We start from the raw sequence: 26,470 nt of genomic DNA on the forward strand, positions 1-26,470 counted from the left end.
AAGCGCACCATGCGCCAGCGGTTTGCAAGCACTGCGGCCAAGCTGGCCCGCACTCACGGCACGCTACTTTGATTCTCGGACCGGGGAAAGCCCGCGATTGTAGCACCGTTGGCGCCAAGACTCAAATCCGAGCCCACAATCGCCGCTGGCGGAAGCACTCGGCCGCCGGCCCGCTCCATCATTTTTTCTTCAATGCAACCAGGGCCGCAAAGGGATTGGGGCGCTCGGACGAGGCCACTTCTTCTTCGCTCAACTCCGCCACGCCTGCCGGCACTTCCAGGGGCTTCGGGCATTGTTCGTGACGCGGCACCAAGGGGAGCGACAAGAGCAATTCATCCTCCACCAATTCCTGCACGTCAAGATTGCGCGTCAGCACCAGCAGCTCCTCTTCGCTCTCGATGTCCTGCTCGGCCGCCTCCTGCTCATCGCGCACAAAGCGATAGGAGCGCTCCAGGCTCATCGATTCCTGCACCGGCTGCAGGCAGCGCTGGCAGGTCATGCTCACTTCGGCCGAGGCCTCCAGGTGCAACCAGGTTTCAACAGCACCGCCACTAAGCTCCCGGCGCTCACCTTGCAAGGACCACTGCACCGCAGGCCAGGCCGCCACCGGCGTCTCGGGCGCCGCCACATCGGCCAGGCGGCTCAGCTGCGCGGCCGGCCACTCGCCCTGCAGGCTGCCCGCATCCCGGGCAAAGGCCGGAACGTCCAATTTTCGTGAGTCAAATTCATGCGCTTTCATGGCCGCAAGTGTACGAGGCCGGCCTTGCAAGCCGGGCAGCTGAAACGCGAAGTCCAGCCGCCAATGCGAAAATCCAGCAATGCACACACCCTCTGCCACCCCGGCACCCCGCCCTCTGATCCTCGCCTCCACCTCGCGCTACCGGCGTGAACTTCTGGAGCGACTGCGCCTGCCTTTTGCCGTGCAGTCTCCCGAGGTGGATGAAACCCCGCTTCCCGGCGAAGCACCCGCGGCACTGGCTGCGCGCCTGTCTCTCGCCAAGGCACACGCCGTGGCCCGACTTCACCCCGAGGCCATCGTGATCGGCTCCGACCAGGTTGCCGACCTGAACGGCAGCCCCATCGGCAAGCCAGGCAGGCACGAGCGCGCCGTCGAGCAACTGCGCCGCATGAGCGGCCACAGCATCATTTTTCAAACCGGCGTGGCCGTGGTCTGCGAGGCAAGCAGTTTTGCCCAGCAAGACCTGGCCCCGGTGCGCGTGCGCTTTCGCGAACTCAGCGACACCGAGATTGAGACCTATCTGCGCGCCGAGCAGCCCTACGACTGCGCCGGCAGCGCCAAGTCGGAGGGGCTGGGTATCAGCCTGCTGTCCGCCATCGAATCGGACGACCCCACCGCGCTGATCGGCCTGCCACTGATCCGCACCAGCACCCTGCTCCGCGCTGCGGGCCTGGATCCCCTGCAAGCCCTCGCCCACAGCCTGGCAGGCGGAGTCAGCAAATGAGCGCCCACAGCAACAAGAAGGGCCGCCTTTATCTGATCCCCAACACCCTGGACTTCGGCGTCGAGGGCGCGGCGGTGCCGCTCAACGAAGTCTTGCCGCAGCAGGTGATTGCCACCGCCGCACGCCTCGGCCACTGGGCCGCCGAAAGCGCCAAGACCAGCCGTGCGTTTTTGAAGCGCGTGGACGAGGTCTGCCCGCTGGCGCAGCCCCTGCAGAGCCTGGAAATCAAGGAGCTGCCACGCCCGCCCAAAGGCCGGGGCGGCGATCTGGTCAATCAAAACCAGGCCTGGCACGCCCTGTTGGCGCCCGCGCTGGCCGGGCATGACATGGGCCTGATTTCAGAAGCCGGCCTTCCGGCCGTGGCCGACCCCGGCGCCCTGCTGGTGGCCGCCGCGCACGATGCCGACATCGAGGTGCTGCCGCTGAGCGGCCCGAGCTCCCTGCTGATGGCCCTGTCGGCCAGCGGCCTGAATGGCCAGAGTTTTGCGTTTGTCGGCTACCTGCCCGTGGAAGCACCAGCGCGCGCCGCGCGCATCAAGGAGCTGGAAGCCCTGTCCGGCCGGCAGCAGCAGACCCAGCTGATGATCGAAACACCGTACCGCAACTCCGCTCTGCTACACGCCCTGTTGAGCCATCTGCGGCCACAGACCCGCCTGTCCATCAGCTGTGGCCTGAGCCTGGCCCAGGGCTGGACCCGCAGCGCCAGCGTGGCCGATTGGCGCAGCTCCGGCGAGGGCTTGCCGGACAAGGTGCCTGCGGTGTTCGCCATCCTGGCCTGAGCCGGGCAGTCAGGGCTGCCGCTAGCACGCCCAAGAAAACGGCGCCTCATGGGCGCCGTCTTTTCACTTGAAACTCAGCCCGCTTTGCCAGCCGGCCGAGCCGCGCAAGACGCGCGTGCCCTCAAGACTCCAGCGAAGCCGCCGGTGCCTTGGCACCGAACAAGGCCGCCACCTTCTTCTTGGGCTTGATATTGCTGGACACGCTGCGCGGCGCTGCAGCAGCGCCCTTGTCCCAGGCTGGAGGCTCGTCGCGCTGACTGGCTTCGTAGGGCTTGTAGAAGAAGGCATCGCGCGGCGCGGCCGGTGGACGGTAGGCCGGACGGGGCGCCGCTGCAGCGGGGGCTGCGTCAGAGAAAGACTCCTCACGACGCGGGCGGGCCGGACGCTCCGAGCGCTCGGCACCCTCGAATCGAGCGGGGCGCGAGCCACGCTCATCCTGCAACTCAAAAGCCTGCAGGTCCAAGGTGCGCTTGACCAGTTTTTCAATGTCCGCCACCAGTCGCGCATCGGCTCGGGTCACCAGCGTCACCGCCACGCCGGACGCACCCGCGCGGCCGGTGCGGCCAATGCGGTGAACGTAATCTTCGGCATTGAAGGGCACGTCGAAATTGAAGACCGCGGGCAGATCGGCAATATCCAGGCCACGCGCAGCCACGTCGGTGGCGACCAGCAGGTCGACTTCACCACGCTTGAAGGCCTCGAGCGACTTCAGGCGCTCGTCCTGCGACTTGTCGCCATGCAAGGCCGCCGTGCGCAAGCCATCGCGTTCGAAAGAACGCGCAAGACGGGCCGCACCCAGCTTGGAGTTGACGAACACAATCGCCTGTTTGATTTCACGCCGGCGCAGGATCTGGCGCACCACGGCGCGCTTGTCGTCATCGGTGACGCTGTAGAACAGCTGCTCCACGTTCTTGGCCGTGGCGTTGGGGCGCGCCACTTCGACCAAGACCGGGTCTTGCAGATAGCTTTGCGACAGACGCTTGATCTCGGGCGAGAAGGTGGCCGAGAACAGCAAGGTCTGGCGGGTCTTGGGCAGGAAGCTCAGGATGCGCTGCAGATCGGGCAGGAAGCCGATGTCCAGCATGCGGTCGGCCTCGTCCAGCACCACATACTCGACTTGGTTGAGCACGCAGTTCTTGGCTTCGATGTGATCCAGCAATCGCCCGGGCGTGGCGATCAAGACTTCCACGCCGCCCTTGAGCACCAAGGTCTGCGGCTTCATGTCGATGCCGCCAAACACGCAGGTCACACGCAGATTGGTGTGCTTGGCGTAGGCCTTGATGTTGTTGGCCACCTGATCGGCCAACTCACGCGTGGGCGCCAGCACGAGGGCGCGCACCGGATGGCGAGCCGGCGAAGCGCTGGCGTTTGCATGCTTCAGCATGCGCTGCAGCAGAGGGATGGAGAAAGCAGCCGTCTTGCCGGTGCCGGTCTGCGCGGCACCCATCACATCGCGACCCTCCAGAACGATCGGAATCGCCTTGGCCTGGATCGGCGTCATCAACGCGTAGCCAGAGTCGGCCACGGCACGCAAAAGCTTGGCGTCGAGCGGGAGGGTGTCGAAGCGAGCCGGCGTGGGATCAGGGGTGGCGGATTCGATGATTTGGGGTTCGGTCATCCCACCATTATCCCTGATGCAGGGCTTTTACTGCGATTTCGGGCCTGACGCCGATTTGGAGTCATGCGGCGCACGCCCCATCACGTCGCCTCGAAACACGAGCCACGAGGGCGTACGGAAACGCACGATGCGCCAATACAGCGCCACATAGGTCAAACCAAAGAGCAGCATGCACAGCGCGAGCATGGCCGTCGAATCCCAGAAGAACACCGCCGGCACCAGGGACGACAGGCACAGCATCCAAAGATAAGGCGCCGTCATCGAGTTGCGACGCGTCATCGCACGGGCATCACGCGCCCCCACCGTCCAGCGCATCAGGCGGCGATAAATCAGCGAATGCAAATGGATGCCATCCGGCAGCCCCGGCGGCGTGGCCCGGATGAAACGACGGCGGTAGATCGAGAACAGGGTCTCGAACACCGGGTAAATGCAGACCATCAGCGCAAACAGCGGCGACACCTCGGGGTGACGGGCGATCAGCAGCACCCCAATTTCGGCCACAAAGAAGCCCAGGAAATAGGCCCCGCCATCGCCAAGAAAGATCAGCCCGGCCGGAAAGTTCCAGACAAAAAAGCCCAGCACCGCCCCGACGCCCGCCAGCGACCACAGGGTCAACTCCACGTCACCGACCTGCAGCGCCACATACGCAAAGGTCAGCAACATCAGGCTCACGCACATCGACGACAAACCGTTGAAGCCGTCAATGATGTTGACAGCATTGGCCACGCCCGACACCGTCAACACGGTGGCCACCAAAGCCCCGACGGAAAAACCAACCAACCAATCCAATCCCGGGATGTCGGTCCGCGTGATCTGGGCGTTGATCAAATAAAACGCGATCGTCGCCGAAATGGCCGTCGCCAACAGTCGCTTGCCCGGCGACACCTTCTTGGTGAAGTCCTCAATCAGACCCGCCGCGAAAGCAGGCAAGCCGCACAGCAGCAGCATCAATCCCAAATGCGCATGATCGGAGCCTCGCCACCACACCAGGGCAGCGGTCACCAACAATCCCAAGTACATGCCGACCCCACCGATGCGGGGCACAACCTTCACATGGAACTTCTGAGGGCCGTCCAGATCACCGTCAGCAGAGAGATGAGCATGCAGGCTGGAGGAATGGACGATCCAGAGGGTGACCAGAGTGGCCACCAAAAAGGAGCAGAGCAAATAGAGCATGGTTCAGAGTGTAACGAGCCACGATTCTTGCCCTCCAATTAGTCTGCCGAGTGGACGGCTAGAATCCCGCGACGCCGGAACTGGGATGCCCCTGGACGGTCAATGAATGCACCTTTTGCGAGCAGGCCATGACATTTTTTGAGTCGCAAGACAAACACAATACAAAGACCGACCGCAGCGACAGACTCCCCAAAACCATACTGAACGCTCGTTGCAGCCGCGGCTTGAAGCACGGGGCGATCGTCGCAGCAGTAGCCCAAAGTGCACTTTTGGGAGCATTTGCGACTCAAGCTCAGGCTCAAACACAAGCTCAATCGCAGACCGCAGATGGGGCGCCAATCCGATTGCAGGGGCCAACAAGCTATGCCCCCCTCAGCTCGGATCAAGACAAACTAACAGGTTCGCCTGATTCCCGACTCTTAGCCAAGCCAGCCGAAATCTACGTTCCCAGTGAGTTTGAGCGCTATGTGCAGCGCAATGTCGGTGCCGAGGCATTGGTACGCAGATTTGGCAGCGAACTGATGGAGCATGGACATTCCTCGAATGGACTCCAAGAAGCCAGCGCCCAAATCCCGCAAGACTATGTGATCAGTGTGGGAGATGAAGTCTTGGTGACTTTGTGGGGATCGGTTGAGGCCGACCTGCGACTCAACGTAGACCGGAGCGGCCGCATCACCCTCCCGCGAGTCGGACCGGTTATGGTTGCAGGCCTGCGTTACGCCGACCTTGCGGCAGCCATCGACCAAAGGGTCAGCCAAGTCTTCAAGAACTACAAACTCAGCGCCTCGCTTGGCAAGCTGCGCAGCATTCGCATCTACGTCACCGGCTTCACCAAACGCCCCGGCGCATACACAGTAAGCAGCCTGTCGACCTTGGTCAACGCACTGATGCAAGCTGGCGGCCCCACTGCTGCAGGCAGCTTCCGCCAGATCGAACTGCGCCGAAGCAGCAAAACGATCAGCAGCTTTGATTTTTACGACTTGCTGATCAAGGGCGACAAATCTGCCGACCGCCCCCTGCAAGCCGATGATGTGATCCACATCGGCGCCGTCGGGCCACAAGTAGCCCTCGTCGGTAGTGTCAACAAGCCCGCCATCTTTGAACTGAAGCCGCAAGACACATTGGAGGACGTGCTGGCCATGGCCGGCGGCTTCACAGCCGTGGCTGACCGCAGCCGCTTCACGGTAGAACATCTGGATACCCGCAATGACACACGCATCAGCGAGTTGAGCTTGCCGCAGCAAGCCAAGCTAAAGCCTCGCGACGGCGACCTCTTGCGTGCTTTCAGTGCCGTTGACGCCTCTCTGCCCCAACACAAGCAAAGCAAACGGGTCAAGATCGAAGGCGAAGTCCAGCGCCCCGGAGAATTCATACTCCCAGCCAACAGCAGCCTTGCTGACGCAATTCGAGCGGCCGGTGGCTTAACACCTGACGCGTATGTTTTTGGCACTGAATTCAGCCGAGAAAGCACCCGGCTTTCCCAACAGGAAAACTATGAACGGGCCCTTCGCGATATGGAGACTGAGTTCGCTCGCAGCACCTCTTCTCAGCGCACCGCGAATTCGGAAGAAGCCTCCGCACAAGCAGCCAAAACACAGGGAACCAACCTGCTGATTCAACGCCTGCGATCGATCAAACCTACAGGCCGAATTGTTCTGCAACTGAACCCATCCTCCAAAACGTTGCCAGATTTAGCCGTAGAAGACGGCGACCGTCTGCTGATACCCGCAATACCCAAAACCATCGGAGTCTTTGGCAGCGTATTCAACGGTGGCAGCTATCTATTCAGCGACGGAAGTTCCATCAACGACTTCCTGAAACTCGCAGGCGGACCAACGAGAGGCGCTGACACCAACAGCATCTTTGTCTTGCGCGCCAATGGTAGCGTGGTGAGCGCACGCCAGAAATCAGGTTGGCTGCTTGCCGGCGGCGCACTTGATGGCGTAACCGCCCTTCCCGGAGACACCGTCTTCGTACCGGAAGAAATGAACAAAACCACATTCATGCAAGAAGCCAAGGACTGGACACAGATCCTTTATCAGTTCGGCTTGGGTGCTGCGGCACTGAAAACCATCAAAAACTGATTGCTTGAATCAAGCTGAAACTGCGGAGTCGCTGCGCGTGAGCCAAAACAATTCAACATCGCAAGACCATCTTGCCCTTCGTGACCCACAAGACAATGACAACGGCATCGACTTGCTGAACCTCTTGACCATCTTGGCAGCACGCTGGCGATTGCTGGTTGTAGCCCCCATCGCTGCTGGCGCATTTGCCTTGGGTGGCAGTTACCTTATAGCACCGACCTATACCGCAAAGACCACGTTTTTGCCGCCCCAGCAGCAACAAAGCTCAGCCGCATCAGCCTTGGCCTCGCTGGGCGCCCTGTCCGGCTTAGCGGGCGGCATGGCTGGAATCAAAAGCCCGGCTGACCAGTACGTCGCCCTGATGCAAAGCAACAATGTCGAAGATCGCATCGTCGACCGTTTCAAGCTCATGGACGAGTACAAATCCAAATTTCGCTTTGAAGCCCGCAACACGCTCGAAAAGAATGTGCGGATTTCTTTGGGGAAAAAGGACGGCTTGATCACGGTCGAGGTCGATGCCAAGAACCCCCAAATGGCCGCCGATATGGCCAATATGCACGTCTCCGAATTGCGGCGCTTAACTTCAGAACTCGCATTGACCGAGGCTCAGCAACGCCGCGCCTTCTTTGAAGGTGAGCTGAAGCGAACCCAAATCAAACTTATTGAGGCTCAACAAATCCTGCAAAGAAGCGGATTCAACCCTGGCGCATTGAAGGCCGAGCCCAAGGCTGCCGCCGAAGGCTATGCCACCCTCAAGGCCCAGGCCACCGCGGCAGAGATTAAGCTGCAAACCATGCGACGTAGCTTGGCCGAAACCGCCCCCGAACTCCAACAGCAAGCAACGCTGTTAGGCGCGCTACGCGCCCAGCTATCAAAACTCGAAGGCGCAACTATCGATATGAAAAGCGATTCGGACTACATCGGCCGCTACCGAGAATACAAGTATCAGGAAACTCTGTTCGAGTTGTTTTCCAAACAGTTTGAAATGGCTCGGTTGGACGAAAGCCGCGAGGGGGCACTGATCCAGGTCGTCGATCCAGCCACGCCGCCTGAGCACAAAAGCAAACCAAAACGAGCATCGATAGCCGTCGCCACCACATTTGCAGCATTCCTCATCTTGACCATAGGCCTACTCATTAGGCATTTCTGGCGAGAAAGCAAAGCCCGCCCTGAGAACTCCGAAAAGTTCGCGCGCTTAGAACAAGCCTGGACTGGCCGCTGATCAAAAGGCTGACAAAACTCCTTCAACCGCCTGCGGCCCATGTGCATGGTACAGTCCTGGTCCGTTCACGAACTGAACGAATGACTTGATAGGATGCGCATGCAAGGCGATGACATCGACTACGAGCTACTCCGCAGGATCGAGGAGCTCGGCAGCACCAATCAACGCGACTTGGCAGCCCGGATGGGCATGAGCGTAGGCAAAGTTAATTTTTGCTTGCGTGCCGTGATTGATAAGGGCTGGGTCAAGGTCAACAACTTCAAGCGTGCGGACAACAAATGGGCATACGCCTATCTGCTAACGCCTAGCGGTGTGAGCGCAAAAGTCAGTTTGGCGAAAGCATTTCTGGAACGCAAAGAGGCAGAGTTCGAAGCCTTGCGCCTGATGATCGATCAGGCGCGCCATGAGCTAAAGAGCTCGGCACAGCCGCCTGATCACGGCATACACACCACTGAAGTTTCCTAAATTGAAGGTAGCAATATGAAGCGAGTCCTCGTGACTGGCGCCGATGGATTCATCGGCTCACATTTGGTCGAACTTTTGGTCCGCGATGGTTTCCAAGTCAGGGCACTGAGCCAGTACAACTCCTTCAACTACTGGGGCTGGCTTGACGACATCGACTGTGCAAAGGACGTCGAGATCATCAGCGGCGACGTGCGCGACCCGCATTTCTGCCGTAAGGTCACGCAGGATGTGGACACGGTGTTCCACCTGGCGGCGCTGATCGCGATCCCCTACTCGTATGTGGCACCTGACAGCTACGTTGACACCAACGTCAAGGGCACGCTCAACATCTGCCAGGCTGCGCTGGACAACGGCGTGCAGCGCGTGATCCACACCTCCACCAGCGAGGTCTACGGCACCGCCCGCTACGTGCCCATCGACGAGAAGCATCCGCTGCAGCCGCAATCGCCGTACAGCGCATCGAAAATCGGCGCTGACGCGATGGCGATGAGCTACTTCAACGCGTTCAACCTGCCGCTGACGATCGCGCGTCCGTTCAACACCTACGGCCCACGCCAGTCGGCACGAGCGGTGATCCCGACGATCATCACGCAGATCGCCTCGGGCATGAAGCAGATCAAGCTGGGCGACACCACGCCAACGCGCGACTTCAACTACGTGGCCGACACCTGCCGCGGATTCCTGGAGCTGGCGCGCTGCAAGGAAGCGATCGGCGAGACGGTGAACATCGGCTCCAACTTCGAGATCTCGGTCGGCGACACGCTGAACCTGATCAAGGAGCTGATGGGCAGCGATGTCGAGTTCATAACCGACGACCAACGCCTCCGGCCGGAGAAGTCCGAGGTCTTCCGCCTGTGGTGCGACAACACGCGCATCCGCGGGCTGACCGGCTTCGAGCCGCGCCATGACATCCGCGACGGTCTGCAGCGCACCATCGACTGGATGACGCAGCCGGCCAACCTTGCCAAGTACAAGGCCCACATCTACAACGTCTGAGGTCCGCGATGTACGACCGCCTGGTCAGTTTCGTGCGCGAGCAATACGCGACGAACGAGTTCATTCCGCTGCACGCGCCGGTCTTCCGCGGGCGTGAGCGCGAGCTGGTGCTCGACACGATCGAGTCGACCTTCGTGTCCAGCGTGGGCGCGTACGTGGACCGTTTCGAACGCGATGCAGCCGCGTTCTGCGGCAGTCCGCGCGCCGTGGCGGTGATGAACGGGACGGCGGCGCTGCACATCTCGCTGGTGCTGGCGGGCGTCGAGCGCGACGACCTGGTGGTGACGCAGTCGCTGACCTTCGTGGCTACCTGCAACGCGATCGCCTACTGCGGCGCGCAGCCGCTGTTCATCGACGTGGACCGCGGCACGATGGGCCTGTCGCCGTCGGCGCTGGAGGCCTGGCTGCAGGAGCATGCGCTGATCGACGATGCTGGCGTCTGCCGCACCCGCGATGGACACCGCCGAATCCGCGCCTGCGTTCCCATGCACACCTTCGGCCATCCTGTCGACCTGGACATGCTGGTCGAGGTCTGCGCGCGCTGGCGCCTGCTGCTCATCGAGGACGCGGCCGAATCACTGGGTAGTTTCTACAAGGGGCGCCACACCGGAACGTTCGGCCGCATCGGCGTGCTTAGCTTCAACGGCAACAAAATCATGACCACTGGTGGCGGAGGCATGGTGCTGGCAAACGAGGAACTGGGCAAGCGCGCAAAGCATCTGACGACAACCGCCAAGATCCCGCACCCGTATGAGTTCTTCCACGACGAGGTTGGCTACAACTACCGCATGCCCAACCTCAACGCGGCATTGGGTTGCGCGCAGCTGGAGCAACTTCCGGCATTCCTGGAATCCAAGCGCGATCTGGCTCAGCGCTACATCGAGTTCTTCAAGAACACCGACCTGCAACCCATCGTCGAACCCGAGCACTGCCGTTCCAACTACTGGCTTAACGGCGTGATCTGCGAGAGCCCCGATCAGCGCGACGCGCTGCTGAAGGCCACCAATGATGCCGGTGTGATGACGCGCCCGATTTGGGCGCTGATGACACGACTCCCCGCGCACGCAAAGTCGTTAAGCGGTCCACTTGAGAACGCGCATTGGCTAGAGGCGCGTGTTGTCAACCTGCCAAGCAGCGTGCTACCAACTGGAGCCTAACCTTGCGGCGCATTGCGTTCTTCACAAGCACCCGCGCCGAGTACGGGCTGCTCCGTCCGCTGATGGCGGAAGTCACGTCGCGCCCGGGTCTGACACTCCAGGTGATCGCATCGGGCACGCACCTGTCGGAGGCCCACGGTGCCACCTGGCATGAGATCGTCGCCGACGGCTTTCCAATCGACGCGCGCGTTGATATGACGGTCACTGCAGACGGTGCGGAAGGTGCTGCGCTGGCCGCAGCGCAAGTGCTGTCTGGCATGGCAAGCGCGCTAGTCCGTCTCAAGCCTGACGTACTGGTTCTGCTCGGCGACCGCTACGAGTTGCTAGCGGCGGCGCAGGCAGCAGTGCTCGCCAGCGTACCAATCGCCCACATCCACGGCGGCGAAGCCACCGAAGGGGCGATCGACGAATCCATCCGCCACGCGGTCACAAAGCTGTCCCACTGGCATTTCGCCGCCGCCGAGCCATATGCCGAACGCATCCGGCAAATGGGTGAAGCGCCTGCACGCGTCTGGAATTTCGGCGCGCCAGCGATGGATAACATCGCTGCGCTTGATCCCTTGCCAAAGGACGAACTTGAAGCATTCCTCGGCTTGCCACTGCGGGCCCCGACCTTCTTGGTCACTTATCATCCGGTCACACTAGAGAACGACAGTGGCCTCGCTGCGATGCAGGCGCTGCTGTTCGCGCTAGAGGCAAGCAACAGTGGTTCCATTGTCATCACGGGTACCAACGCAGACCCTGGCGCGACTGCGATCCGCTCAAGCCTGCAGGCTTTCGCTGATGACCATCCAGGACAGGTAGTGCTAGTCGAGTCTCTTGGAGTGCGACGCTACTTGAGCCTGATGCATCACGTTGATGCTGTAGTCGGGAACTCTTCCAGCGGTTTGCTGGAGGCGCCCGCAGTAGGGGTTCCCACGGTAGACATCGGCACTCGTCAGCAAGGCCGCCTGCGCGCGCCCTCAGTCCTTCATTGCGGCGAGAGTACGGCGGAGATCCGGCAAGCACTGGACACCGCGCTCTCCGCATCCCATCGAGCGATCGCCGCGCGACGCGAATCACCCTACGGCAGGCCGGGCGCCGCCAAACGCATCATTGACCAGTTGGCAACGATTGACATCACGGTGCGCGCAAAACCCTTCGTCGATCGCTGCTGCACTGCAGTGGCATGACTTTTCACCAACCAAACGACAAGAAGCCCGATGCAAAACGTCTACGTGATTGCCGAAGCCGGAGTGAATCATAACGGTGACCTCGAACTGGCCCGTCGACTGGTCGATTGCGCTGCCGAGGCCGGCGCCGACGCCGTGAAGTTCCAGACTTTCAAGGCAGACAGCTTGGTGACGGCATCGGCGCGCAAGGCGCAATACCAGATCGACAACACTCAGGAAGACGGCGGGCAGCTGGCAATGTTGCGTCGCCTGGAGTTGGCCCACGAGGACCATGAGGCACTCCTAACGCACTGTCGTGAACGCGGCATCGCGTTCATGTCCACTGGGTTCGACTCTGAGAGCCTGGCGATGCTGGCCACGCTGAACATGCCCGCAGTCAAGATCCCATCCGGTGATATCACATGCGGGCCGCTGCTCTTACAGGCAGCGCGGCTGCGCCAGAAGCTCATCGTTTCTACTGGGATGTCCACTCTGGGCGACATTGAGCAGGCGCTCGCTGTCATTGCCTTCGGACTGACTCGCGAGGGCACGCCGTCGTCCCGGGCCGAACTGGAGGACATCTACAGCAGCCTCGAAGGTAGAAAGGCCCTGGTGGAACACGTGACGCTATTGCATTGCGTCACGCAATACCCGGCACCTCCCGGAGCGGTCAATCTGCGCGCAATGGACACGATGCGAGATGCCTTTGGCCTGCCCGTGGGCTACTCAGACCACACTCTGGGTCTGGAAATCTCCATTGCTGCCGTTGCACGTGGGGCCACTGTGATTGAAAAGCACTTCACGCTGGACCGAAATATGCCCGGACCCGATCATGCTGCCTCGTTGGAGCCGGGTGAGCTCAAGGAGTTGGTGCGTTGCATTCGCGCTGTGGAACAAGCGCTCGGCAACTCGATCAAGGCACCCGCACCGGAAGAGATTGGCAACCGGCGCGTCGCCCGGCGCAGCGTCGTAGCAAGCCGCCCCATCGTCGCGGGCGAGCCGCTAACGCTGGACAAACTGACGAGCAAGCGTCCCGGCGATGGCATTTCGCCGATGGACATATGGTTCCTTGGTGACCAAGTTGCCCGTCACGCGTACGATGCGGACGAGCTGATCACCCCATGATGAGTCCGCAACCTGTCATTGTGATCGGTGCCGGCGGACACGCTCGCGTAGTTGCCGATGCGCTGCTTTGCGCAGGCGCCAACGTATTAGGTTTTACTGACATTGATCCCATCAATTGGGGTCAAGTGCACTTCGGCCTGCCGGTCCTCGGTGGGGACGACGTGCTTGCAAGCCATGATCCATCGGCCGTTCGTTTGGCAAATGGCATAGGCATGGTCGACGCGCGAGGCTCGATGCTGCGACGCCAGCTGCAGGAGGAGCTAGTCTCACGCGGCTGGACGTTCATCTCTGTTCGCCACCCGTCGGCCACCATTTCTCCCCGAGCACGACTCGCGGTCGATGCACAAGTCATGGCAGGTGCAACCATACAACCAGGTGCAGCCATCGAAGCCGGCGCGATCATCAACACCCGGGCAGTGGTTGAACACGACGTCCTCGTGGGCGCCTGGTCGCATGTAGCACCGGGAGCGGTGATCTGCGGCGATGTGCAGCTCGGCGAGCATACCCATGTTGGCGCCGGCGCCACTGTGCGCCAGGGCTTACGAATAAGCGATCGTTGCCTCGTGGGCCTGGGCGCGGCCGTCGTCTGCGATTTACCGACCTCGACGGTCGCTGCCGGTGTGCCGGCGAGACCTTTCGAACAGAAACAATGAAAAACTGGAAAGATACGCTCATCACAGCGGACACCACGCTTCGCGGAGCGCTGGAAACCATCAACCAGGTAGGGTGCCAGATGGCGCTGGTCGTCGATGACCAGCAACGGCTGCTTGGCACGCTCAGCGATGGCGACGCGCGCCGCGCCTTACTGCGAGGCCTCACATTGACCGACGCGGTCTCCGAGGCGATGCACCAAACCCCGACAGTCGTGAACGTCGACGATGATCGCGAGACTCGTTTGGGCGTGATGAAACGTTTGGGCTTGCACCAGTTGCCCGTCGTTGATACAGACAGGCGAGTTTTGGGGCTGGAAGTTGTGGACGACTTCCTTTACGCGCCCATGCGTGAGGAATGGGTCGTCATCATGGCTGGCGGCCTCGGTTCGCGGCTCAAGGAGCTGACGCAAGAGACCCCCAAGCCCATGCTGAACGTCGGATCTCGGCCCATCTTGGAGACGATCATCCGCTCCTTTGCCGAGCAGGGGTTCCGGCATTTCTACTTGGCGGTGAACTACAAGGCCGAACAGATCGAAGCGCACTTCGGCGACGGCAGCAAGTTCGGGATTCACGTGCGCTACCTGCGCGAACAGCAGCGGCTTGGGACTGCGGGCGCCCTCAGCCTTTTGCCGACGATCCCGGATCGGCCGTTCATCGTGACCAATGCAGACCTCCTCACGAAGGAGGATTACTGCGCCATGGTAGATCGCCACATCGCGGAAGCAGCGGATGCCACCATGGGCGTGCGCAAGTATGAAATGCAGGTGCCTTTCGGTGTCGTCCGTGAAGATGCAGGATGGATCTCCGGCATCGATGAAAAGCCTATCCACCGATTTGTGGTCAGTGCGGGCATGTATGTGCTTTCGCCACGGATGCTGGATCTGGTGCCGCGCGATACCTTCTTCGACATGCCAGCCCTCTTCGAGGCAGCCATCGGGAAGGGGCTACAGGCTCGCTGCCATCTGATGGATGGTTACTGGCTGGACATTGGCCGTCCAGCCGACTTCGAGCGGGCCAATAACGACTTCTACGAGGTCTTCAAATGATCGGGGAACGCCGAGTGCTGGCCCTGATTCCGGCGCGTGGAGGATCCAAGGGCATTCCAGGCAAAAACATAGTAGAGCTTGCCGGCAAGCCGCTGATTGCCTGGACGATTGATGCCGCGCGGGCGAGCCGTCATATCGACGATGTCGTCCTGACTACCGACGACGAGGCGATTGCCCAGGTGGGGAGGCGTTTCGGCGCGTCCGTTCCCTTCATGCGCCCCGCGGCATTAGCCACGGACGAAGCTTCCACCATGGACGTCGTCTTCGACGCCCTGGATCGCCTGCCCTCCTTCGACATTGTGGTCGTCCTCCAGCCGACCTCTCCGATGCGCACCACCGCCGACATCGACGCTGCCCTCGCGATGCTGAGCAGTGCGCCATCGTGCGTCAGCTTGCGACCTGCGCTGGATCATCCCTATCTCACGTTCCGCATAGACGACCACGAGGCGTTGATGCCCTTCGCCGCGGCGGCCGAGGGCCAGTCACTTCGGCGGCAAGACCTGCCTGACGCGTGGTGCCTGAATGGCGCTGTTTATGCCGCTGAGATTGCATGGCTGCGCACACACCGAAGCTTCATTTCAGCCCAAACCGTGGCCTACCGGATGCCGGCTGGCCGTTCCATTGATATCGACACCCCAGCTGACCTGCGCGTGGCAGAGGCCCTGATGGACCCCAGCCAGAGCAAGGAATAAAGGAAGACCTATGAAAATTGGACCGCACCCAAGTACTGACCTGAGCCGTTTCGACAAGCCGGAAGAGGAACTCGAAGCCTATTACGGTCTGCCCCGCTATGTGGCGTTTTGCAAGCTTTGCAACATGTCCAACCAGCAGCCGATGTCCAGCAACGAATATGCGCACGGCAAAGACTCGACCAAAACCACCCTGAGCTTCGACGAAGAAGGCGTCTGTCACGCCTGCCGATTCAACAAGCTCAAGGAAGACGGCGAGATCGACTGGGAGGAGCGCGAGCGCGAGCTCATCGACCTGTGCAACCGCTTCCGCAAGGACGACGGCAGCTACGACTGCATCGTTGGGGGGAGTGGCGGCAAGGACAGCGCGATGCAGTCCCATCTGCTCAAGTACAAGTACGGCATGCATCCGCTGACGGTGACCTGGTCGCCGCATTTGTACACCGACATTGGTTGGAAGAATTTTCAGAACTGGGTCCATGTCGGTGGATTCGACAATTTCCTGTACACGCCGAACGGCAAAATCCATCGCCTTCTGACTCGCAACGCGACGATCAATCTGCTGCACCCGTTCCAGCCGTTCATCCTGGGTCAGAAGACCTTCGTGGCGAAGATGGCGGCACAGCTCAATATCCCTCTGATCTTCTACGGAGAGATGCCGGGCGAATACGGTGAAAAGATCTCCCACAAGACGACTGGCTACGCCAGCGGCGAAGGCGAGGCCGAGAGCGAGGGCTTCTCGCTTGACTACCTCGGCGGCAAGGACGTGCGCGACGTGCTGCTGGGCGGTAAATCGATCGGTGAGTACCTTGATGAAGGCGTGCCCATGGCAGACCTGAAGAGCTACCTGCCGATGGACCCGGATGTCCTGCGTCGCAAGGGCATTGACTTCAAGTACCTGGGTTACTACAAGAAGTGGGTCCCACAGGAAGCCTACTACTACGCGGTGGAAAACACCGGCTTTGAGGCCAACCCACTCCGTACCGAAGGCACGTACTCCAAGTACAACAGCCTGGACGACAAGGTCGACGGCTTCTTCTACTTCACGCGCTGGATCAAGTTCGGTGTGGGCCGCGCGATGATGGACTCCGCTCAGGAGATCCGCAACCATCACATCACCAAGGAAGAGGCCATCGCGCTGATGCGCCGCTACGAAGGCGAGTACCCGGCACGCTACGAGAAGGAATTCCTGGAGTACATCAGCATGTCGCGCGAAGAGTTTTTGGCGCTGTGCGACCGGTTCCGCTCCCCTCACCTGTGGAAGGTAGTGGACGGCGAATGGAAGCTGCGCCACGCACCATGGGATGACCTGGAGAAGTCTGCATGACAGGGACTCGGTTGATCCCTCGTCTGGACGTGAAGGGTAAGAACCTCATCAAGGGCATTCACCTTGAGGGCCTCCGCGTCATTGGCGATCCTCAGGCCTTCGCACGCAAGTACTACGAAGACGGTGCCGATGAACTGCTCTACGTGGACGTTGTTGCCAGTCTGTATGGCCGCAACAGCCTTCACGACATCGTGCGCCGGGCTGTGCAGGATGTCTTCGTCCCGCTGACGGTCACGGGGGGGCTGCGCACAGTGGACGATGTGCGTGAGATGTTGCGTGCCGGTGCTGACAAAGTCGGCATCAATACGGCGGCTACGAAGCGGCCTGAGCTAATCACCGAGGTGGCGAGGAAGTTCGGTTCGCAGTGCATGGTGTTGTCGATCGAGGCCAAACGCACGGCCTCCGGCAAATGGGAGGCCTATACCGACAATGGCCGGGAGCCCACTGGGCTCGACGTCGTCGAATGGGCCCAGCGCGGTGTTGAACTCGGCGCTGGGGAGATCCTGTTGACCTCCGTGGACCGTGAAGGGACACGCGAGGGATTTGACACAGCGCTCATCGCCGCTGTGTCGTCGGTCGTGCCTGTGCCTGTCATCGCTAGCGGCGGCATGGGCGATCCGAGTGATATCGGCCGCGCCGTGCACGAGGGGCGGGCCGATGCCGTCGCCATGGCGGACATACTGCACTACGGCCGCGCGACTCTGGCCGACATCCGCGAGGCAGCGCGTGCGCACCATTTGGATGTGAGAACTCTATGAGCAATTCCGTCACCTTGATCGACTATGGCGTCGGAAACCTTCTAAGTGTGGCGCGCGCCTTCGAGCACTGCGGCGCCAATGTCATCCTGACGAACGACCCTACCGACATCGAGCGGGCCGAGCGCCTTGTCCTGCCTGGCGTGGGCGCATTTGCCGACGGGATGCAAGGTTTGCGAGAGCGCGAGTTGGTGGACCCGATTCGTCGCTACGCCGGATCTGGCAGGCCCCTGCTCGGTATCTGTCTGGGCATGCAGATGTTGACCACAACAAGCGAGGAGTTCGGAGAGCACCAGGGCCTGGATCTGATCCCCGGCCATGTGCGAGCAATTCCGCGTGTGGCCACGGATGGCTCGCCGCTGAAGACGCCGCACATTGGCTGGAGCCCTCTGCACTGCCCTTCCCACGCCTCTTGGGAGGGCACCCTGCTCGCCGAAACCGCACCAGGCACTTCGGTTTACCTGGTCCACTCGTATGCAGTGGAAACGTCGGATCAGCGCCATCTATTGTCGGACTGCGTCTATGGCGGGCATCGCATTGCGACGACGATCCGGAGCGGTAACGTGGTCGGCTGCCAGTTCCACCCTGAGAAGAGTGGGCCTGCTGGCTTGCGCATGCTCGCAGCGTTCATGCGCGGTCAATGAAGGCACCTGGCGCCATGCTTGTACAGCTGCTCCGATCCGGGGCGATATACGGTCTTGCCAATGTGATGGCCGCCGGCGTTCCTTTTCTGCTGCTGCCGGTGCTCACCCGCGCGCTTTCGCCGGCCGAGTACGGCGAGGTGGTTTCATTCTTTATGCTGGTGTCGGTCAGCGCAGCGCTGGCGGGCCTAAGCCTTCATGGTGCCGTTGGTGTGCGGTGGCTGGATGCAAGCCGTGGCGACCCGAAGAGCTATACCCGGACGGCTGTGCTGCTGGTGGCAGGTTCCACGACGCTCGCCGCCTGCCTGGCGGCGCTGCTGGGTCCGGTTGTCGGTCTGGATCTGAGCCCTGCCTGGTGCGCGATGGCCGCCCTTGTGGCTGGCTGCACGGCGCTCCAGGGCATGCGCTTCGCGGTCTGGCAGAGCCTCCACCAGGCACTGCCCGCTGCTGCGCTACAAGTGCTTTCGGCCGTCCTCGGCTTGGGTTTGTCGCTGGCAGCGGTGCTGCTGTTCTCCTTGGGAAGCGCCGGCCGGATTGGTGGCGCCGTGCTCGCAAGTCTGATCATTGGTGGCTTCAGCGTCCTGTCACTGTCCCGTATGGTGGCCGGTAGCAGGCCGCGCGTTGAGGATGCGACCGCACTGCTGCGGTTCGGCCTGCCACTGATACCGCATGCAATGGCCGGCGCACTCCTGGGTAGTCTTGATCGATTTGCGGTGTCAACACAACTTGGCGTGGGCGCGCTCGGCGTTTATGGAGTTGCCTCGCAACTTGGCCTGATCATCAACGTGCTTGCTGACGCAGCCACGAAGGCCTTCACCCCACAGATGTACGGCATGCTGGCGCGCAATACAGCCAGAGACCGCTTACGCGTTGTAGCCCTGAGCTACCTCAGTGTTCCGGCCTGGTTGTTGATGGCAGTGGGTTTGTGGTGCGCATTGCTGCTGGCCGGCAAGATATTGCTTGGAGTGAAGTACCTGGCAGCCATCGACCTCACAGTCTGGTTCCTTCTAGGTGGTGCACTGACAGGCGCCTACCTGAGCGTTGCCGGCCTCTTCTTCTTCACCGGCAAAACAGAATGGATAAGCGCGGCAACGCTGCTGGCGTGCGCCGTCACTGCGATGCTGGCACCGATGATGGTCACCCGTTATGGCGTTGAAGGGGCGGCACTGACCTACTGTGCCGGGCAGGCTGCGCTGTTGCTGGCCGCATGGATCTTGTCCATGCGTGTAAGACCCATGCCATGGCAGCACCCTGGCCTCGCCTTTCGGGTCCTGACACGCAGTTGGAGGTCTCGATGATGTGGAGGCTGTTATCTGATCTGCTCCTGCGCTTGCGCATGGCCGGCTGGAACCTTGTGTATCGCGGATACCGGCAGCGATACGATATCGCGCCGAGTTTTCGCTTCAACGGCGCTGGCATTCAGCTCTACGGCAAGGGGCGCATTACGCTGGGTGAGCACAGCTATGTAGGGGAGCTTTGCAGCCTGCAAGCTGCGTCAGGGGAAGGCGTGAGCGTCGGGAACCTCTGCAGCATCTCCCACAACGTTCGGATCTACACGTCATCCGCGCAGCCAGATGCCGACTTCAGGCTCGGCTCTCCTCCGACGTTATCGGGTTCGGTGCGCATCGGGAACGGCGCATGGATAGGCGCCAATACCTACATCGGCCCTGGCGTCACGATCGGCGACAACGCAGTGGTGGGCGCTAACTCGGTGGTCACCCGTTCGGTGCCCCCTTCGGAAATCTGGGGTGGGGTGCCGGCGCGACGCATCCGTGTCAAGCGGGGGAGCGAATGAGTCAGCACTCGAGCTCCGAACTCACGCTGCGCGATCTCCTGATAGTCGAAGATGATCCGGCGTTGGTGGATTTCCGCTGTCATGCCACGGAACTGCCGCTGTGGCCGCAGGTACGAGTGGCCCTTTTCCGGATGATGATGTCAGACCTGCTCTACGGTGTGCGCCTAACTGGGGCCTCCAATGCAGCCAAATCGTGGACAAAAGCGGCCACGACAATGGTGCGATCAGTCGCCCACAACATGCAACAACAACGCATCCATGGCGTACGCGCAACTCTGTGCATCACCGCCGAAGGTGTTGCGGACCAGTGGATCGAAGGGCAATGGTTCAACCGTCTGAGCGACCATTTCGTGTCCCTCAATCCCGAAGATAGTCTTGTGCTGGCTGATCACTTCGAGTGGCGTTGGCCTTTCCCGCGCCGCCATGATCGCCTAATGCTACATGCCCCTTGGCAGGCCACGAATGCAGTCCTGGGACGAATTCGTGTTAGCTCCGTCCATGAACGCCAAGCAAGCGAACTAATCAAACTGGTGACGGATCGCGCACTGCAACATTTAGGTTGGATACTGGATGCCCAGCGCTTCAATGCTTTAGCACATATGCTAGCGCGCAAGGCAGCCTCCATGCCTTGGCAGTACGGTGCTTACACCAAACTATTGAGCCGTATCCGACCAAAACTCTTAATGGTAGGAGCCGGTTGTTACGGACCGTCGGCGTGCCTAATTGCGGCAGCAAAATCCCTCGGCATTCACACCGCTGAATACCAGCACGGCGCGATATCGGCGGGGCACGACGCCTACAATTTCGCACCTTCAATTCGCGAGAGCACTGTCTATCAGCGAACACTACCCGACCATTTCTTAGGTTACGGTGAATGGTGGATCGAACAAATCAACTCCCCAATCAAAAAATGGGCAATTGGAAATCCACACCGCGAAGAAAGGCTTGGGAAACTTAACGCCCAAGCCTTAGACCAGAAAAACATCTTAATACTGAGCGATGGAATTGAGTTCAATCTATACCTCAATTTAGCTCGAAACCTTGGCAAACGAGCCAAATCCTTGGGTCTAAGAATTGTTCTGCGCCCACACCCCTTAGAAAGAACTCGGGCGATGCAAATGACTGATCTCGACGGAATTCAAATAGACACGAACGCCGACATATATCAGTCATTCAAAACAGCCCATACGGTAGTAAGCGAAGTTTCAACCGGACTATTTGAAGCCGTTGGAATCGCAAAGAATATACTTATTTGGGACACCCCGAAATCTCGTTTCGGATATCCAAATCACCCTTTCAAAACATTTCAATCCGCTGATTCACTGATCGATATATTGGGGCAAGCCGATTGCACTACGCATAAAAATCCGATCGAATCTGAGCGTATATGGCGAAAAAACTGGAAATCCAACTTCCAGAGATTCCTTGCCGACCAAGGCCTTAATTGATGAGAAAAATAGCAATCTCAAGAACAACACAGGAGGTCTCCTTAGTGATCTTGATGTTGACACTGAGTTTGTTTGGTATGGGATTTTTGTTCCTGATTGGAAACGACCAACTTCAGGAAACGCTGCCCTCCTTACAATTTTTTGCCGACTCCAACACTTATATAAAGACTTACCAAGGTGATGCCGAAAATTTCGAAGGATCCTACATAAAAATCGACGCAAATTATTTGGGGCCGATGATGATCCTCAATATATTCCAAGGCAATAACTACTTAATATTGCTTTTTAATGTTTGCATCTTTACGTGTTCAATTATTAAAATCGCCAGAACACTAAAAATCAGCACCCTTCTGTTTGCGGGGCTGCTACTAATTAGCCCTATCACCCTATCAAGCCTTCTTTCCGTAAACAAGGAAATTTTTCTATTTCCATTTCTAGCGTTTGCCTTGAACGCCTTCTCAAGCCGATCCATTCATTCACTTATTTTAGCCTTTATACTTTCAACTTTTGTTCGCTGGCAACTGGCCATTTTCTACATTGCAGTGGTGCTTATTAGCAAGTATAGAAATCTACTATCTAGCAGAATAAAACTTCTATTCTTGATGCTAATTACCATATCGATAGCTTATCAAGCCATCCTTCCTCTTATAGAACCCATACTTTTGTATGTTCAACTCTCCATTGAGAACTACGAGGACGGCGGGAGCGGGATTTTCGAACGCCTGCTACAAGCGCAGAATAGCGGACTGTACTTTATAGTGTTTCCACTCAAAGCCTTCCACCTGCTATTCGGCATGGGCTTTAAAATAGACAAAATACTAAATCCAGTCGAACTTTACAACGACTTCTTCATTGCGGGCCATTGCGCAATCGCATTTGCTATGTTTACCACGCTAGCACTCCAGAAGAAGCTAAAACTAAGTTCAGATTTCTTATTTTTAGCGGTTATATTTTTAGTATTCTTTTGCATAACACCAATTTTTGCCCCAAGATATTTATATTTTACCTACATATTAGCCGCACTCGCGCTAGCTGGAGCCCCCCTGGATCTCCGGGCATTGAAAGTACAACGCAAAAGAATTTCACCAGTTAACACGAAACTCTCCATTTAAAAATTCAACCTCTATTGATCCGCCTTGAACCATGTCAGAAATTTACATACATTCCTCAGCTATCGTAGATCCAGGTGCTCAGATTGGAAACTTTAGTTCCATTTGGCACTTTTGCCACGTTGAAAAGCAAGCGATAATTGGAGAGAATTGCAACCTCGGCCAAAACGTCTACGTTGGTAACAATGCCGTGGTGGGTAATGGTTGTCGACTCGGGAACTCCGTGTCGATCTTTTCCCACGTCGAATTGCATGATTTTGTTTTTTGTGCACCGTTTATGGTGTTCACTCATATTTCGTTCCCACGTGCTGCGGTTAACCGCCGAGCAACATTTGACAAGACCATCGTCAAAACCGGAGCTACTCTCGGCGCCAACGCTACTGTAGTGCCGGGCATTACCATCGGGGAAGGCACGTTCTTGGCGGCCGGCAGCACCCTCACGCACGACTCGCTTCCGTGGTCATTAATGATTGGCTCTCCAGCGCGTCGAGTAGGCTGGGTTAGCGCCTACGGTGGGAAGATCCCGCTACCTCTCGAAGGCAGCGGCGAATGGCGCTGCACACAAACAGGTGACTTATACAGACTCGATGGAACTAACATGGAGCGCATTCCAGGCAACCATGACATCCTTAAATACGTTCCGGGCAAGAAACTTGAGCGCATTCAATACAATGCTGACGTCACCCACACAGTAACTGGGCATGACCTGACTCGTACGTCGGAATAATATGTCGATGAACGTTCTATACATTGACGGCGACGGTCCGTTCGGCGGCGCTTCCCGCAGCTTGTTCGAGGCGGTTCGCGCATTGCCAGCGGGTGCTGTGAAACCATTATTTCTGGCGGCCGAAGGAACTGCGCTTGATGTGTACAGACAGGTCGCCGCAGATGTGGTCGTCACGCGCGGACTGACCAAGTTCGACAATACCCGTTATAGCTACTATCGAGGCATTCGATGGCTGGTGCTGCTGCGCGAGTTATTCCACTTTCCCTTCACGATTGCAGCCTTGATGAAGGCGAAACGCCGCTGGGGGAAAGTTGACCTAATTCACGTCAACGAGGCCGTCTATATTATTCCCGCTATATTGGCAAAGTGGATTTTTGGTGCGCCGCTGGTCGTCCATGTTCGCTCTCTTGAACGGGTGAGTGAAAGCTCATGGCGCTGCCGCTGGCTCAATGCGAGACTCAAAAAGGACGCAGATGCTATCGTGGCAATCAACGAAAACACGCGAGCGACGCTACCTGCTGACCTACAGGTAGAGGTCATCCAGAACTCGTTTACAGCCAAACGAGCCGGGCAACCAGATATGGCGATCATCGCAAAACTGGATCGCCTGCGCCCGAGTTCGTTAAAGGTAGGGTTTATTGGCAACCTGCACCATTCAAAAGGGCTGTTTGAGTTACTTGATTCGGCCATCGCTTTGCGTAAGGCCGGACATGATGTCGAATTTTTGATCGTCGGCGGCGTGACCATGGAAGACAAGGGACTAAAGGCTTGGTTACTCGCCAAAGCCGGTCTGGCCCAGAATGTCCAAAGCATGCTGGCTGAACGGGTCGAACAAGAGCAGCTTGGTGATACCTTTCATCTCATAGGCCCTACATTTGATATTAAGTGCGTCTATGATCGGTTGGACGTCCTATGCTTCCCTTCGTACTACGACGCACCTGGACGCCCGGTCTTTGAGGCAGCATTTTCAGGGGTGCCGTCCATCGTCTGCGTCGACAATCCCCGCGCAGACACATTAGTTCATGGTGAAACGGGCTTGGCCATTCCTGCCCGTGATGTGCCAGCGCTGACTACAGCAATCTTGCATTTTGCGCAAAATCGAGACGAAGTGCGCCGCATGGGCGAGAATGCTCAGCGATTGGCGCACAACAATTTTGATCCCGCCACTAATGCACGCAAGCTGTTTAAGGTCTACAGCAAAGTAGTCAACCCTGCTTAATCGCCTAGACCTAGCACCAGCTTTAAGTCAAATCACCCAATTGCGTCACCCGCTTGCAAATCATGACGAATAACGCCAGCAAAAAAAGACCTTATGCAATCTGTAGCAATTGCATCATGGATACGAGCGACTCGCACATTTCGTTCGATTCAAATGGTCGTTGTGACTATTGCAGCAACTACTTCACCAACATACTGCCGAACTGGCACACGGACGAGCGTGGCCAGGCCGAAATTGACACCATGGTGGCGAGAATCCGCAAGGATGGTGAGGGCCGTGAATATGACTGTCTGCTCGGCATCAGTGGCGGAGTTGACAGTTCGTATTTAGCCTATCTCGCGAAGGAAAAGTTCGGTCTTCGGCCGCTGATCTTCCACGTCGATGCCGGCTGGAATTCACAGCAGGCAGTGCACAACATTGAGTGCATCGTCGACGGCCTGGGCTTGCAATTGCACACTGAGGTGATCAACTGGCAGGAAATGAAGGACCTGCAACTGGCCTATTTCAAGGCCCAAGTTCCCCACCTCGACACGCCACAGGACCATGCGTTCTTTGCGACTCTCTATAATTTTGCAGCCAAGCACAAAATCAAGTACATCCTCAACGGAGGGAACTATTCGACCGAGTGCGTGCGCGAACCATTGGAATGGGCTTACCACGCCTCGGATTTGGTTCAGTTGCGAGACATCCACAGCCAGTTTGGAACCCGCCCCCTGAAAACCTTCCCTCTTTCAGACATTTTCACTTACAAGCTGTATTTCCGCTATATCAAGGGTGTACAGGTCTGGCGCCCGCTAAATTGTGTTCCGTACATCAAAGATGAAGCCATGCAATTGCTGATCGATAAGTTCGGCTGGCAAAAGTACGCACACAAGCACTATGAGTCGCGCTTCACCCGCTTCTATGAAGGCTACTGGCAGCCAACCAAGTTTGGCTATGACAAGCGCCGCGCACACTTTTCCAGCTTGATCTTGACGAATCAGATGAGTCGCGACGAGGCTCTGGAAAAGATTGCCAAACCCGCTTACGACGAGGCCACGATTGCTCAGGACTTTGAGTACATTGCGACCAAACTCGACATTTCGGTTGATGAATTGCGTGCTTTACACGATGGTCCCAACAAAACCTGGCGTGACTACAAGTCCCGGCAAGGGCTGATTGAGTTGGGTACAAAAGTCATGCGAGCTGTTGGCGTCCAGCGGGCCATCATCCGATGATCAGGATCATCGACTACGGGCTGGGAAACATCCTGGCCTTCCAGAACATGTACAAGCGGCTCAACGTTCCGGTGGGGCTCGCGAAGAACGTGGACGACCTCGCGGACGCCACCCGCCTGATCCTGCCCGGCGTCGGCGCCTTCGATCACGCGATGGAGGAGCTGGATCGCTCCGGCATGCGCGCCCGCCTGGATGAACTGGTGCTGGGCGACAAGGTGCCCGTGCTGGGCATCTGCGTCGGCATGCAGATACTGGCCGAACGCAGCGACGAGGGCCGTCTGGCCGGCCTGGGCTGGATCCCCGGCGAGGTCAAGGGCTTCAAGGCACTCAACCAGCCGGACCTGCTGCTGCCGCACATGGGTTGGAACGATGTCCAGCCCGCGCCCGGCCATGGCTTGTTCAAGGACCTGACCACCGACGCGCGCTTCTACTTCCTGCACTCGTTCTACTTCGAGTGCAGGGATCCGGCGCACGCGGCAGCAGTGTCGAGTTACGGCAAGACGTTCAGCTGCGCCGTCAGCGCCGGCAACGTCCACGGCGTCCAGTTCCACCCGGAGAAGAGCCACCACTTCGGTGCCCAGCTCCTGAAGAATTTCGCGGAGCTCTGA

Annotated in this window: 26 protein-coding genes; 23 read left to right on the forward strand and 3 right to left on the reverse strand. The window is 58.8% G+C overall.

Annotated features, from left to right (window positions below; translation table 11 throughout):
- Positions 1-178: 178 nt before the first annotated feature.
- Positions 179-739, reverse strand: a complete 561-nt coding sequence (locus AC1Q6P_RS02955; RefSeq protein WP_492662964.1) for a YceD family protein — start codon at positions 737-739, stop codon at positions 179-181.
- Between the two features lie 79 nt (positions 740-818).
- On the opposite strand from AC1Q6P_RS02955, the gene AC1Q6P_RS02960 reads away from it, so the two are divergent.
- Together AC1Q6P_RS02960 and AC1Q6P_RS02965 are read left to right on the forward strand one after the other, a co-directional pair.
- Positions 819-1,463 carry a Maf family nucleotide pyrophosphatase gene (locus AC1Q6P_RS02960; protein WP_492662965.1) on the forward strand — a complete coding sequence of 215 codons (645 nt, stop codon included), beginning with the start codon at positions 819-821 and terminating at the stop codon, positions 1,461-1,463.
- The gene (locus AC1Q6P_RS02965; RefSeq protein WP_492662966.1) at positions 1,460-2,242 is read left to right on the forward strand and encodes an SAM-dependent methyltransferase; all 783 of its coding nucleotides are present in this window, start codon (positions 1,460-1,462) and stop codon (positions 2,240-2,242) included. The genes AC1Q6P_RS02960 and AC1Q6P_RS02965 overlap by 4 nt, the downstream gene beginning before the upstream one ends.
- A gap of 121 nt (positions 2,243-2,363) precedes the next feature.
- Here the strand turns inward: AC1Q6P_RS02965 and AC1Q6P_RS02970 are convergent, their stop codons facing one another.
- Positions 2,364-3,860 carry a DEAD/DEAH box helicase gene (locus AC1Q6P_RS02970; RefSeq protein WP_492662967.1) on the reverse strand — a complete coding sequence of 499 codons (1,497 nt, stop codon included), beginning with the start codon at positions 3,858-3,860 and terminating at the stop codon, positions 2,364-2,366.
- 27 nt (positions 3,861-3,887) lie between these two features.
- Positions 3,888-5,036 (reverse strand): MraY family glycosyltransferase, encoded by a 1,149-nt coding sequence (locus AC1Q6P_RS02975; protein ID WP_492662968.1) that lies wholly within the window; start codon positions 5,034-5,036, stop codon positions 3,888-3,890.
- A 128-nt stretch (positions 5,037-5,164) separates the two neighbouring features.
- Here AC1Q6P_RS02975 and AC1Q6P_RS02980 point away from each other — a divergent pair, with 128 nt between their 5' ends.
- The 21 genes from AC1Q6P_RS02980 to hisH (AC1Q6P_RS03080) all read left to right on the forward strand — a co-directional run bounded on the left by AC1Q6P_RS02980 (position 5,165) and on the right by hisH (AC1Q6P_RS03080) (position 26,470).
- Positions 5,165-7,120, forward strand: a complete 1,956-nt coding sequence (locus AC1Q6P_RS02980; protein ID WP_492662969.1) for an SLBB domain-containing protein — start codon at positions 5,165-5,167, stop codon at positions 7,118-7,120.
- A 4-nt stretch (positions 7,121-7,124) separates the two neighbouring features.
- Positions 7,125-8,342 (forward strand): Wzz/FepE/Etk N-terminal domain-containing protein, encoded by a 1,218-nt coding sequence (locus AC1Q6P_RS02985; protein ID WP_492662970.1) that lies wholly within the window; start codon positions 7,125-7,127, stop codon positions 8,340-8,342.
- A 99-nt stretch (positions 8,343-8,441) separates the two neighbouring features.
- Positions 8,442-8,807, forward strand: a complete 366-nt coding sequence (locus AC1Q6P_RS02990) for a MarR family EPS-associated transcriptional regulator (RefSeq protein ID WP_492662971.1) — start codon at positions 8,442-8,444, stop codon at positions 8,805-8,807.
- A 15-nt stretch (positions 8,808-8,822) separates the two neighbouring features.
- On the forward strand, positions 8,823-9,803 hold the full coding sequence (locus tag AC1Q6P_RS02995; protein ID WP_492662972.1) for an NAD-dependent 4,6-dehydratase LegB: 981 nt from the start codon (positions 8,823-8,825) through the stop codon (positions 9,801-9,803).
- Between the two features lie 8 nt (positions 9,804-9,811).
- Complete coding sequence (locus AC1Q6P_RS03000) at positions 9,812-10,960, forward strand: LegC family aminotransferase (protein WP_492662973.1); 1,149 nt, start codon at positions 9,812-9,814, stop codon at positions 10,958-10,960.
- A 2-nt stretch (positions 10,961-10,962) separates the two neighbouring features.
- Positions 10,963-12,132 (forward strand): UDP-N-acetylglucosamine 2-epimerase, encoded by a 1,170-nt coding sequence (gene neuC / locus AC1Q6P_RS03005; protein WP_492662974.1) that lies wholly within the window; start codon positions 10,963-10,965, stop codon positions 12,130-12,132.
- Positions 12,133-12,162: 30 nt separating this feature from the next.
- Complete coding sequence (gene neuB, locus AC1Q6P_RS03010) at positions 12,163-13,236, forward strand: N-acetylneuraminate synthase (protein WP_492662975.1); 1,074 nt, start codon at positions 12,163-12,165, stop codon at positions 13,234-13,236.
- A complete protein-coding gene (locus AC1Q6P_RS03015; protein WP_492662976.1) occupies positions 13,233-13,889 on the forward strand; it encodes an acetyltransferase in 657 nt (218 codons plus the stop codon). Before neuB ends, AC1Q6P_RS03015 begins: the two co-directional genes overlap by 4 nt.
- Positions 13,886-14,935: a nucleotidyltransferase family protein gene (locus tag AC1Q6P_RS03020; protein ID WP_492662977.1), complete on the forward strand. Its 1,050-nt coding sequence runs from the start codon at positions 13,886-13,888 to the stop codon at positions 14,933-14,935. The genes AC1Q6P_RS03015 and AC1Q6P_RS03020 overlap by 4 nt, the downstream gene beginning before the upstream one ends.
- Complete coding sequence (locus AC1Q6P_RS03025) at positions 14,932-15,627, forward strand: acylneuraminate cytidylyltransferase family protein (RefSeq protein ID WP_492662978.1); 696 nt, start codon at positions 14,932-14,934, stop codon at positions 15,625-15,627. Before AC1Q6P_RS03020 ends, AC1Q6P_RS03025 begins: the two co-directional genes overlap by 4 nt.
- Before the next feature lie 10 nt (positions 15,628-15,637).
- Positions 15,638-16,951: an N-acetyl sugar amidotransferase gene (locus AC1Q6P_RS03030; RefSeq protein ID WP_492662979.1), complete on the forward strand. Its 1,314-nt coding sequence runs from the start codon at positions 15,638-15,640 to the stop codon at positions 16,949-16,951.
- Complete coding sequence (gene hisF, locus AC1Q6P_RS03035; RefSeq protein WP_492662980.1) at positions 16,948-17,709, forward strand: imidazole glycerol phosphate synthase subunit HisF; 762 nt, start codon at positions 16,948-16,950, stop codon at positions 17,707-17,709. Before AC1Q6P_RS03030 ends, hisF begins: the two co-directional genes overlap by 4 nt.
- Complete coding sequence (gene hisH, locus AC1Q6P_RS03040) at positions 17,706-18,350, forward strand: imidazole glycerol phosphate synthase subunit HisH (protein WP_492662981.1); 645 nt, start codon at positions 17,706-17,708, stop codon at positions 18,348-18,350. The genes hisF and hisH (AC1Q6P_RS03040) overlap by 4 nt, the downstream gene beginning before the upstream one ends.
- A gap of 14 nt (positions 18,351-18,364) precedes the next feature.
- On the forward strand, positions 18,365-19,645 hold the full coding sequence (locus tag AC1Q6P_RS03045; RefSeq protein ID WP_492662982.1) for a lipopolysaccharide biosynthesis protein: 1,281 nt from the start codon (positions 18,365-18,367) through the stop codon (positions 19,643-19,645).
- Positions 19,642-20,142 (forward strand): acyltransferase, encoded by a 501-nt coding sequence (locus tag AC1Q6P_RS03050; protein WP_492703048.1) that lies wholly within the window; start codon positions 19,642-19,644, stop codon positions 20,140-20,142. The genes AC1Q6P_RS03045 and AC1Q6P_RS03050 overlap by 4 nt, the downstream gene beginning before the upstream one ends.
- A complete protein-coding gene (locus AC1Q6P_RS03055) occupies positions 20,139-21,590 on the forward strand; it encodes a hypothetical protein (protein ID WP_492662984.1) in 1,452 nt (483 codons plus the stop codon). Before AC1Q6P_RS03050 ends, AC1Q6P_RS03055 begins: the two co-directional genes overlap by 4 nt.
- 44 nt (positions 21,591-21,634) lie before the next feature.
- Positions 21,635-22,702, forward strand: a complete 1,068-nt coding sequence (locus AC1Q6P_RS03060) for a hypothetical protein (RefSeq protein ID WP_492662985.1) — start codon at positions 21,635-21,637, stop codon at positions 22,700-22,702.
- Between the two features lie 31 nt (positions 22,703-22,733).
- Positions 22,734-23,426 (forward strand): acyltransferase, encoded by a 693-nt coding sequence (locus AC1Q6P_RS03065; RefSeq protein ID WP_492662986.1) that lies wholly within the window; start codon positions 22,734-22,736, stop codon positions 23,424-23,426.
- Positions 23,427-23,433: 7 nt separating this feature from the next.
- On the forward strand, positions 23,434-24,645 hold the full coding sequence (locus AC1Q6P_RS03070; protein WP_492662987.1) for a glycosyltransferase family 4 protein: 1,212 nt from the start codon (positions 23,434-23,436) through the stop codon (positions 24,643-24,645).
- A gap of 62 nt (positions 24,646-24,707) precedes the next feature.
- Positions 24,708-25,862: an N-acetyl sugar amidotransferase gene (locus AC1Q6P_RS03075; RefSeq protein ID WP_492662988.1), complete on the forward strand. Its 1,155-nt coding sequence runs from the start codon at positions 24,708-24,710 to the stop codon at positions 25,860-25,862.
- Complete coding sequence (gene hisH / locus AC1Q6P_RS03080; protein WP_492662989.1) at positions 25,859-26,470, forward strand: imidazole glycerol phosphate synthase subunit HisH; 612 nt, start codon at positions 25,859-25,861, stop codon at positions 26,468-26,470. Before AC1Q6P_RS03075 ends, hisH (AC1Q6P_RS03080) begins: the two co-directional genes overlap by 4 nt.

This window comes from Roseateles sp. GW835-FHT13E02 (assembly GCF_058794035.1).